The sequence below is a fragment of the uncultured Campylobacter sp. genome, assembly GCF_938045775.1.
Taxonomy (GTDB): domain Bacteria; phylum Campylobacterota; class Campylobacteria; order Campylobacterales; family Campylobacteraceae; genus Campylobacter_B.
Genome location: NZ_CALIBH010000118.1, coordinates 19,237 through 27,304 on the forward strand (window position 1 = coordinate 19,237; position 8,068 = coordinate 27,304).

Genomic DNA, 8,068 nt, shown 5'->3' on the forward strand with positions numbered 1-8,068 from the left:
TTTTAAAATTTCATAGTGTTCGCGAGCGCCCGCGAATTAAATTTTAAAATTTACTGCGTCGCAGGCGGTTCTGCAAATTAAAATTTTAAAATTTAAGCGACCGTTAGAGCGACTGCGCCGCAGCTTAAAGACCGCCGAAGCGGCGCTGTTTGCGGCGGAAATCATCCACTATGCGCGCAAGCTCCTCGCGCGTGAAATCCGGCCACAGCGTCGGCGTAAACGCAAGCTCGGCGTAGCTTGCCTGCCAGAGCAAGAAATTCGACAGCCGCTGCTCGCCGCCCGTGCGCACCAGCAGATCCACGTCGCCGCTGTGCGCGGTATCCAGATGCGCGCCGATGCCCGCTTCGCTTAGGCGCTCGCCGCTTACAAGCAGCCGCTCGCACGCCCTGGTGATCTCGTCTCGCGAGCCGTAGTTGATCGCTAGGTTAAAATTTAGCGCTCGCCCGTTTTGAGTTAAATTTGAAAGATATTCGATCTCGCTTCGCAGATCGCCCTCAAAAGCCGATATGTCGCCGATCGGATAGAATTTTATCCCGTTTTGGATAAATTTTTCGCGGCGCGAGATTAGGAATTTTTGAAGCAGTTTCATCAAAAATTCCACTTCGCTTTTCGGACGCTTCCAATTTTCGGTGCTAAAGGCGTAGAGCGTGAGGTTTGCGATGCCTTCGTCGATGCAAAACTCGCAGATCTGCTCCACAACCTCCGCGCCCGCTTCGTGCCCGCCGGTGCGCAGCAGACCGCGCTTTTTCGCCCAGCGCCCGTTGCCGTCCATCACGAGGGCTAGATGATTTAGGCTATTCACGGATCAGATTTTTTTCAACTCAGCCGCGATTTTTAGGGCGACTTCGTCCTTCGGCGCGGTGTCGATTACGACCTGATCGTTTTTCGTGATAAAGGTGACCTTAAGGACATCGCCGCCGAGCTTGATGATGTCGTCCAGCACGTTTAGGCAGACGGCGTCAAGGTGCTTTTCGTTTAGCATGCGTTTGGCCTCGCCGACGGCATTTTCGCGGTCGGTTTCGAGTTTGAAGCCCACTTTTTTGATATTTCCGCGCACGGAGCTTAAGATATCCTCGTTTTCGCCCAGGCGTAAATTCCAAATTTCGCCGATCTCCGCTTTTTTCACCTTGTCTTTATAGCGCACCTTCGGCGAGTAATCGCTTACTGCAGCGGCCATTATCAAATACGCGCCGTCGGGGAATTTTGTGCTGTCAAGCGCCGATTTTAGCCCGATAGTGCTTTCAAATTTAACGAGCTTGTACGGTAAATTTTCATATTCGTTGCTAGAGATCAGCGTCACGTCCGCGCCCAGATAAAACAGCGCGTCGGCGAGCGCTTTAGAGGTTTTGCCGCTGGAGAAATTCGTAATGCCGCGCACGCTATCAATCTTTTCGATCGTCGCGCCTCCGGTGATGATGACGGTTTTATCCTCCCAAAATTTATCGTTATAAAGCGCGCGCTTTAGCGTCTGCATGATCGCTTCGGTGCTCGCTAGCCCACCCTTGCCGGTATCGCCGCAAGCTAGGGTTTTTTCTATCGGATCGACGAAATACGCATTTACGCTCGCTTTTAGCATATCGATGCAGTTTTTTGTGATGTTGTTTTCAAGTAGCGCTGGATTTGCGGCCGGTGCGATAACTACCTTGGCGTGGGCAAAAGCCGCGTTTAGTACCTCTAAAAATACGTTGTCACAGACGCCCCACGCGAGCTTGTTTATCGTATTTGCCGTCGCAGGCGCGATCAAAACCAAATCCACCTTAGAATAAGCGATGTGGTTGATGCCTGCCTGCCAGTTTTCGTTGGCTTTGCAAAGTACCGGGTGATCGCACAGCGCCTCGAACGCTTTGTAGCTGACAAACTCCTGCACGCCGTCGCTAAGCGCGACATAGACGTCGAAATTCGACTTTTTCAGAGCGGATAAAATTTCAAACGCTTTGTAAAAACTGATACTCCCGCAAACCGCCAGTAAAACCTTTTTCTTACTCATCTTCGCTCCTAAAAAATTTATGGAAAAACCCATCTTTGTTGATTTGTTTGCTTCGACTGATCGCCAGCGCGCCGCTCGGAACGTCGCTCGTAACTGTCGTGCCTGCAGCGATTATAACATTGTCAGCCACCCGCACGGGCGCTACTAGTTGCGTGTCCGAGCCGATAAAGACGTTTTTGCCGATTATCGTTTTGTATTTTTTCTTGCCGTCGTAGTTGCACGTAATCGTGCCGCAGCCGATATTGCTGCCCTCATCGATCTCGCAATCTCCAAGATAGCTTAAATGCCCCGCCTTGATCTTGTTTACTTTTGCGTTTTTAAGCTCGACGAAATTTCCGATATGGGTGCCTATAACCTCGCATTTTGGGCGCAGATGTGCCATCGGACCGATGTCGGAGTTTTTTACGATGCTATCTTCGATGACGCAGCCGCTTTTTATAAGCGAGCTTTCGATCACGCAAGGACCGATGATGCTTACGTTTTCTTGCAGCTCGCACTCGCCGATAAATTTCGCCCTACTATCGATGTAGATGCTTTGCGGTAGGCGCATTAAAACGCCTTGCTTCATCAAATTTTCTTTGATCTCGTTTTGCATTAAATTTTCGGCGATGCTGAGGGCAAATTTATCGTTTATACCCATGAAGCTTTGCTCGTCCACCCACACGGCGGCGCATTTTAAGCCCATATCTTTGGCGATTTTGATCGCGTCTGTGAGGTAGTACTCTTTTTGCGCGTTATCGGGTTTGATCTGCGGTAGAATTTGTTTCAATGCCTCGCTTTTGAAGCAGTAGCAGCCGGCGTTTGCGTCTTTTACCGCCTTTTCTTCCTCGTTTGCGTCCTTTTGCTCAACGATCTTTAAAATTTCGCCGCCTTTGGTGATTACGCGGCCGTATCCGAATGGATCGCGCGCGCTAAAAACGCTTAGATTTACCTCCGCGTCCCCCTCGCAAAGTTTGCGAAGCTCGGCACTTTTTACCAAAGGCATATCGCCGCAGATTATGAGCGTTTTGGCTCCGCGGATTTCGACCTCTTTTAGTCCGCCAGCAGTGCCGGGGAAATGCTCGTGGTCTTGTTTGTAAATTTTAGCGTTTGGAAACTGCGCTAGAACCGCGCTTTTAACCTCGTCGAATTGATAGTGTAAAATCACGCTCACGTCGTTTGAAATTTCGTAAGCTTTTTTTAAGATGTGGATTATCATCGGCTCGCCGCAAAGCTCGAAAAGAACTTTAGCTTTTTGCGACTTCATCCGAGTGCCGAGTCCTGCGGCAAGAACTATAACCGAAACGTCGTTCATTTTTACCCTTAAATTTCAAAAATCGGATAATTTTAACACATTTAAAATAAATAAAAACCTAAATTTATGCCGCGCGGGCGAAATTTAAATCCCAAATTCAACTAAAATTTTATAAAATTCCGCCTAAATTTTAAAGCTTAGGCGGACGTTTTGAAAAAACTGATTTTGGTTACTTGTATTTGGGCTTTTAGCTTCTCGCTGATAGGCGAGTTTTTGCGCGGCATAGACAGCGCGTATTTGGCATTTTCGCGCGTATCATTGGCGCTAATTTGCTTTTTGCCGTTTATGAAATTTCGTGGCGTAAATCCCGCCTTGGCGCTTAAAATTTGCGCCGTGGGCGCCGTGCAGATCGGCGTGATGTATATCTTCTACTACCGCAGTTTTGCGTATTTGAAGGTCTATGAAGTGGCGCTTTTTACGATATTTACTCCGTTTTACGTGACGCTGCTTTACGATGCGCTTAAGCTTAGATTTCGCGCGCTATATCTTTTCAGCGTCGCTGTCGCGGTGCTAGGTGCCTTGGTAATTAAATTCGGCGCGATAAACTCTGAGTTTTTGACGGGCTTTTTGCTCGTGCAAGGCGCGAATTTATGCTTCGGGCTCGGACAGAGCGCGTATAAATTTATGCTGGAGCGCCACGGCTTTAGCGAACAAAAGGAGCTTTTCGGCTATTTTTTCGTCGGGGCTACCGCGGTTACGGCGATTGCGGCGATCGTGCTCGGAGATTTTTCTAAATTTAATCCCAGCTTCTCGCAGGGCGCCGTGATCGTGTATCTGGGCACGGTAGCCAGCGCTCTGGGGTATTTTTTGTGGAACAAAGGCGCGTGCGAAGTCGATAGTGGCGTGCTTGCAATTATGAATAACGCGCTCATTCCCGCAGCGATCGTCGTAAATTTGGTATTTTGGCAAAAGGACGCCGATCTGGCGCGCCTACTTGCGGGCTCGGTGCTGATCTGCGTTTCGCTAATTTTACATAAAAAGATTATGAAATTTTACGCCGTGCGCGAGCAAAGAATTTAGTATTTAACTAAAATTTTATATTTTTACATTAGAATTAGCCCTTATTTTATTTGAAGTTGGCAAAATGAAAAAAACCTTGAAATTTATCGTCTCTATCGTACTTATCTTTATTGCGATATATTTTTTATACGGTAAATTTTTTAAGCAAGAAGAGGCGCCGAAGGCCCTTACCACAAAGCTTGAAAAGGGCGATATCAGAGGCACGGTGACGGCTGCCGGAGAGGTTTACGCCAGGGATTTGGTCGATGTGGGCGCGCAGGTAAGCGGTCAGATCAAAAAGCTCTACGTCAAAGTAGGAGATAAGGTTCAAAAAGGCGATATGATCGCACAGATCGACTCAGTCACTCAAGAAAATGAGATCGCGCAGCAAAAGGCGCAGCTTCTGATCCACGAAGCAAATTTGGCTTCTGCAAAGATCGCAGCGGCAAACGCTAAAACGCAGTATAACCGCGAGCTTGAGCTGTATAAAAGAAACGCCGCTTCCAAAGAGGCGGTGGAAAACGCTAAAAATAGCGCCGCTTTAAAGGAAGCCGAGCAGAAGCAGATCGAGGCGCAGATCGAGCAGACCAAACTTCAGCTAAGCACGGCGGAGACGAATTTCGGCTACACCAAGATCACGGCTCCGATAAGCGGCACGATCGTTTCGATGCCGGTAGAGGAGGGCAAAACGGTAAATTCCAACCAAACTACGCCTACTATCGTAAAGATCGCCGATCTGAGCAAGATGGAGATCAAGATGCAGATCGCAGAGGGCGATATATCCAAAGTAAAGGTCGGAATGGACGTAGAATACTCCATACTATCGGATCTGGATAATATCAAAAAGGCTAAAATTTACAAGATCGATCCGGGTCTTACCACGCTTAGCGACGGGACGTACGATAAAACCTCTAGCGGTTCGTCCTATTCTTCGAGCAGCAGCGACAGCGCGATCTATTTTTACGCAAAGATGCTCGTGGATAACGAAAACGATTTTTTAAAGATCGGTATGACGACCGAAAACAACATAATCGTAAGCGAAGCGAACAATACGAGCTACCTGCCTACCTCGGTTATCAAGCGCGACGGGGGAGGCGATTACGTCACTGTGCTTAACGGCAAAGAGCCCGAGCAGCGATACGTAAAAACCGGCATCAGCGACGATCTGAATACCGAAATTTTAAGCGGTTTGGATGAAAAAGATGAGGTGCTTATCGCCGACGGAAAAGCCGCGCCGTTAAATATGGACGGGCCTCCGATGGTGTTTTAGTTAAAATTTTATGGTGTAAAGATGCTAGAGCTTAAAGATATAAACAAAAAATTCATTCTCGGCGATAACGAAATCCACGTCCTAAAAGACGTAAGCTTAAATATCGAAGCGGGCGAGTTTATATCGATAATCGGGCAATCGGGAAGCGGAAAATCGACTCTGATGAATATAATCGGCTGCATCGATACGCCAAGCAGCGGAAGCTACAAGATCGAGGGTCGCGAAACCGCGAATTTAAGCGGCGACGAGCTTGCGGCGCTTAGAAGTAAAAAATTCGGCTTTGTCTTTCAAAAATACAATCTTATCGCTACGATGGACGCGACCGCAAATGTCTCGCTACCTGCGGTGTATGCGGGCGTAGGAGCGAGCGAACGGACGAAAAGAGCTGTGGAGCTTTTAAATAAGCTGGAGCTTGGCGATCGCACCAAAAATTTACCGAGCAAACTTAGCGGCGGACAGCAGCAGCGCGTAAGCATCGCCCGCGCTCTGATAAACGGCGGCGAAGTGATTTTGGCAGACGAACCTACCGGCGCGCTTGATAGCAAAAGCGGCGAGACGGTGATGCAAATTTTAACGGCGCTGCATAAAGAGGGCCACACCATCATCATAGTTACGCATGACGCGCATATTGCGGAATTTGCGGATCGTATCATCGAGATCAAAGACGGCAGAATTTTAAGCGATAAAAGAAAAGCTGAGCGGGTTTTTGAGCGCAAAAAAGAGCAGATTAAAACTAAAAATTCCTTTATATTTTGCAAAGATCAGCTCATCGAAAGCTTTAAAATGTCTATTAGCGCGATATTTTCGCATAAACTAAGATCGATTTTGACGATGCTAGGCATCATCATTGGCATCGCGTCTGTTATCTGCGTAGTAGCTCTCGGTAAGGGTTCGGAGGAGAAAATTTTATCCGAGATCCGTAAAATTGGCACCAATACGATCGATATCTATCCCGGTAAAAATTTCGGCGACGTGCGGGCGGGCTTCGTGAGCACCCTTACGATAAGCGATTCTAAAGTTTTGGCGCGCCAGCCCTACGTCGATTATGCCACACCAAATGCTTCTGCAAGCGGTACGGCAACCTATGCGAATTTAAGCTCCAAGGCTCAGCTGCGCGGCGGCGGCGTGAATTCTTTGGCGGTTAATGGCATAGATATAGAAGATGGTAGAAATTTTAGCGACGACGATATTAAAAATTCTGCCTCTGTTGCGATTATCGATCCAAACACTAAAAAAACATTTTTTAAAAATTCCGATCCTATCGGCAAGACGATTTTATTTTCTGGTAAGCCGCTTAAGATCATAGGGGTTTCGGGCAAGGATAAGAACGCCTTCGGAAGCAACGAAAATTTAAGAATTTACGCTCCGTATTCGACCGTGATGAATAAAATCACGGGCAATCGAAAAATCAGCTCTATTACCATCAAAATAAAAGACGATGTCAATACTCAAGTGGCCGAAGAGAGCCTAACTCAGCTACTTATCCAAAGACACGGCTCGCGGGATTTTCATACGATGAACGCAGATACTATCAAACAAACAATACAAAGCACTACCGGCACAATGACGATTTTGATCTCATCGATTGCGGTTATCTCGCTCGTCGTGGGAGGCATCGGCGTGATGAATATCATGCTCGTAAGCGTCACCGAGCGCACGCGCGAGATCGGCATCAGGATGGCGATCGGCGCGAAGCAATCCAATATCTTGCAGCAGTTTTTGATAGAGGCGATCTTGCTTTGCTCGCTCGGCGGAGCTTTGGGAATTTTAATCGCTTTGGCGCTTGGGTTTGCGTTTAATACCATAAGCCCCGATTTTGCGATGAAATTTACTACCGCGCCTTTCGTGATCGCCTTTGCGGCGTCGTCCGCGATCGGCATAGTTTTCGGCTATTTGCCGGCAAGAAACGCCAGCAGATTAAATCCGATAGATGCTTTAGCACAAGAATAACCAAGGAGAGAAAATGATAAATTCCAAAGTAATTTTAAGCGGCGTTTTAGCTGTTTTTATCGGCGGTTGTGCCTCAAATCAAAGTGAGGTCGAATTTAAACCTGTAGAGCATTTCAAGGACGAAAATGCAAGCTATGAAATCGATACGCTGTGGTATAAAAAATATGGCGAATCATACCTAAATAAGCTTGTAGATCAAGCCCTTGCGAATAACTACGATCTAAAAACGGCGGCTTTAAACGTTGAGAGTGCTTATGCAAATTTAGGGCTAAGTAGGGCTGATCTTTTTCCTACGCTAAGTAGCTCGTGGAGTGCGGGCGCTAATCGCGACATAAGCACCGGCTCGAACTGGAACAAAACCTATAGTTCGGGCTTTAACGTAAGCTATGAGCTTGATCTTTTCGGCAAGATCCGCTCGGCGGTAAATGCCGAGGGCTGGAACGCCAAAGCTAGCGAGTTTGATCTCGAAAATACCCGCCTGACTCTTATAAATTCTGTCGTAAGCGGCTACTTCGAGATGCTTTATTTAAACGATTCCCTAAAATGGACAAAACAGAATTTAAGCGAT

The 8,068-nt window shown here is 47.4% G+C and carries 7 protein-coding genes; 4 read left to right on the top strand and 3 right to left on the bottom strand.

The window, feature by feature from the left end; genetic code table 11:
• Positions 1-124: 124 nt before the first annotated feature.
• The 3 genes from uppS to glmU are packed head-to-tail and all read right to left on the bottom strand — an operon-like array spanning position 125 to position 3,281.
• Positions 125-802 (bottom strand): polyprenyl diphosphate synthase, encoded by a 678-nt coding sequence (uppS, locus tag Q0238_RS04510; RefSeq protein ID WP_297943304.1) that lies wholly within the window; start codon positions 800-802, stop codon positions 125-127.
• Positions 803-805: 3 nt separating this feature from the next.
• Positions 806-1,987 (bottom strand): bifunctional phosphopantothenoylcysteine decarboxylase/phosphopantothenate--cysteine ligase CoaBC, encoded by a 1,182-nt coding sequence (coaBC, locus tag Q0238_RS04515; protein ID WP_297943306.1) that lies wholly within the window; start codon positions 1,985-1,987, stop codon positions 806-808.
• Positions 1,980-3,281 carry a bifunctional UDP-N-acetylglucosamine diphosphorylase/glucosamine-1-phosphate N-acetyltransferase GlmU gene (gene glmU, locus Q0238_RS04520; RefSeq protein WP_297943308.1) on the bottom strand — a complete coding sequence of 434 codons (1,302 nt, stop codon included), beginning with the start codon at positions 3,279-3,281 and terminating at the stop codon, positions 1,980-1,982. Before glmU ends, coaBC begins: the two co-directional genes overlap by 8 nt.
• Positions 3,282-3,431: 150 nt before the next feature.
• On the opposite strand from glmU, the gene Q0238_RS04525 reads away from it, so the two are divergent.
• The 4 genes from Q0238_RS04525 to Q0238_RS04540 all read left to right on the top strand — a co-directional run.
• Positions 3,432-4,301, top strand: a complete 870-nt coding sequence (locus tag Q0238_RS04525; protein WP_297943310.1) for an EamA family transporter — start codon at positions 3,432-3,434, stop codon at positions 4,299-4,301.
• Between the two features lie 64 nt (positions 4,302-4,365).
• Positions 4,366-5,550 carry an efflux RND transporter periplasmic adaptor subunit gene (locus Q0238_RS04530; RefSeq protein ID WP_297943311.1) on the top strand — a complete coding sequence of 395 codons (1,185 nt, stop codon included), beginning with the start codon at positions 4,366-4,368 and terminating at the stop codon, positions 5,548-5,550.
• A 21-nt stretch (positions 5,551-5,571) separates the two neighbouring features.
• The gene (locus tag Q0238_RS04535) at positions 5,572-7,500 is read left to right on the top strand and encodes a MacB family efflux pump subunit (protein ID WP_297943313.1); all 1,929 of its coding nucleotides are present in this window, start codon (positions 5,572-5,574) and stop codon (positions 7,498-7,500) included.
• Between the two features lie 13 nt (positions 7,501-7,513).
• Positions 7,514-8,068, top strand: a 555-nt coding sequence (locus Q0238_RS04540; protein ID WP_297943315.1) for a TolC family protein, incomplete at its 3' end; no start/stop codon positions are given.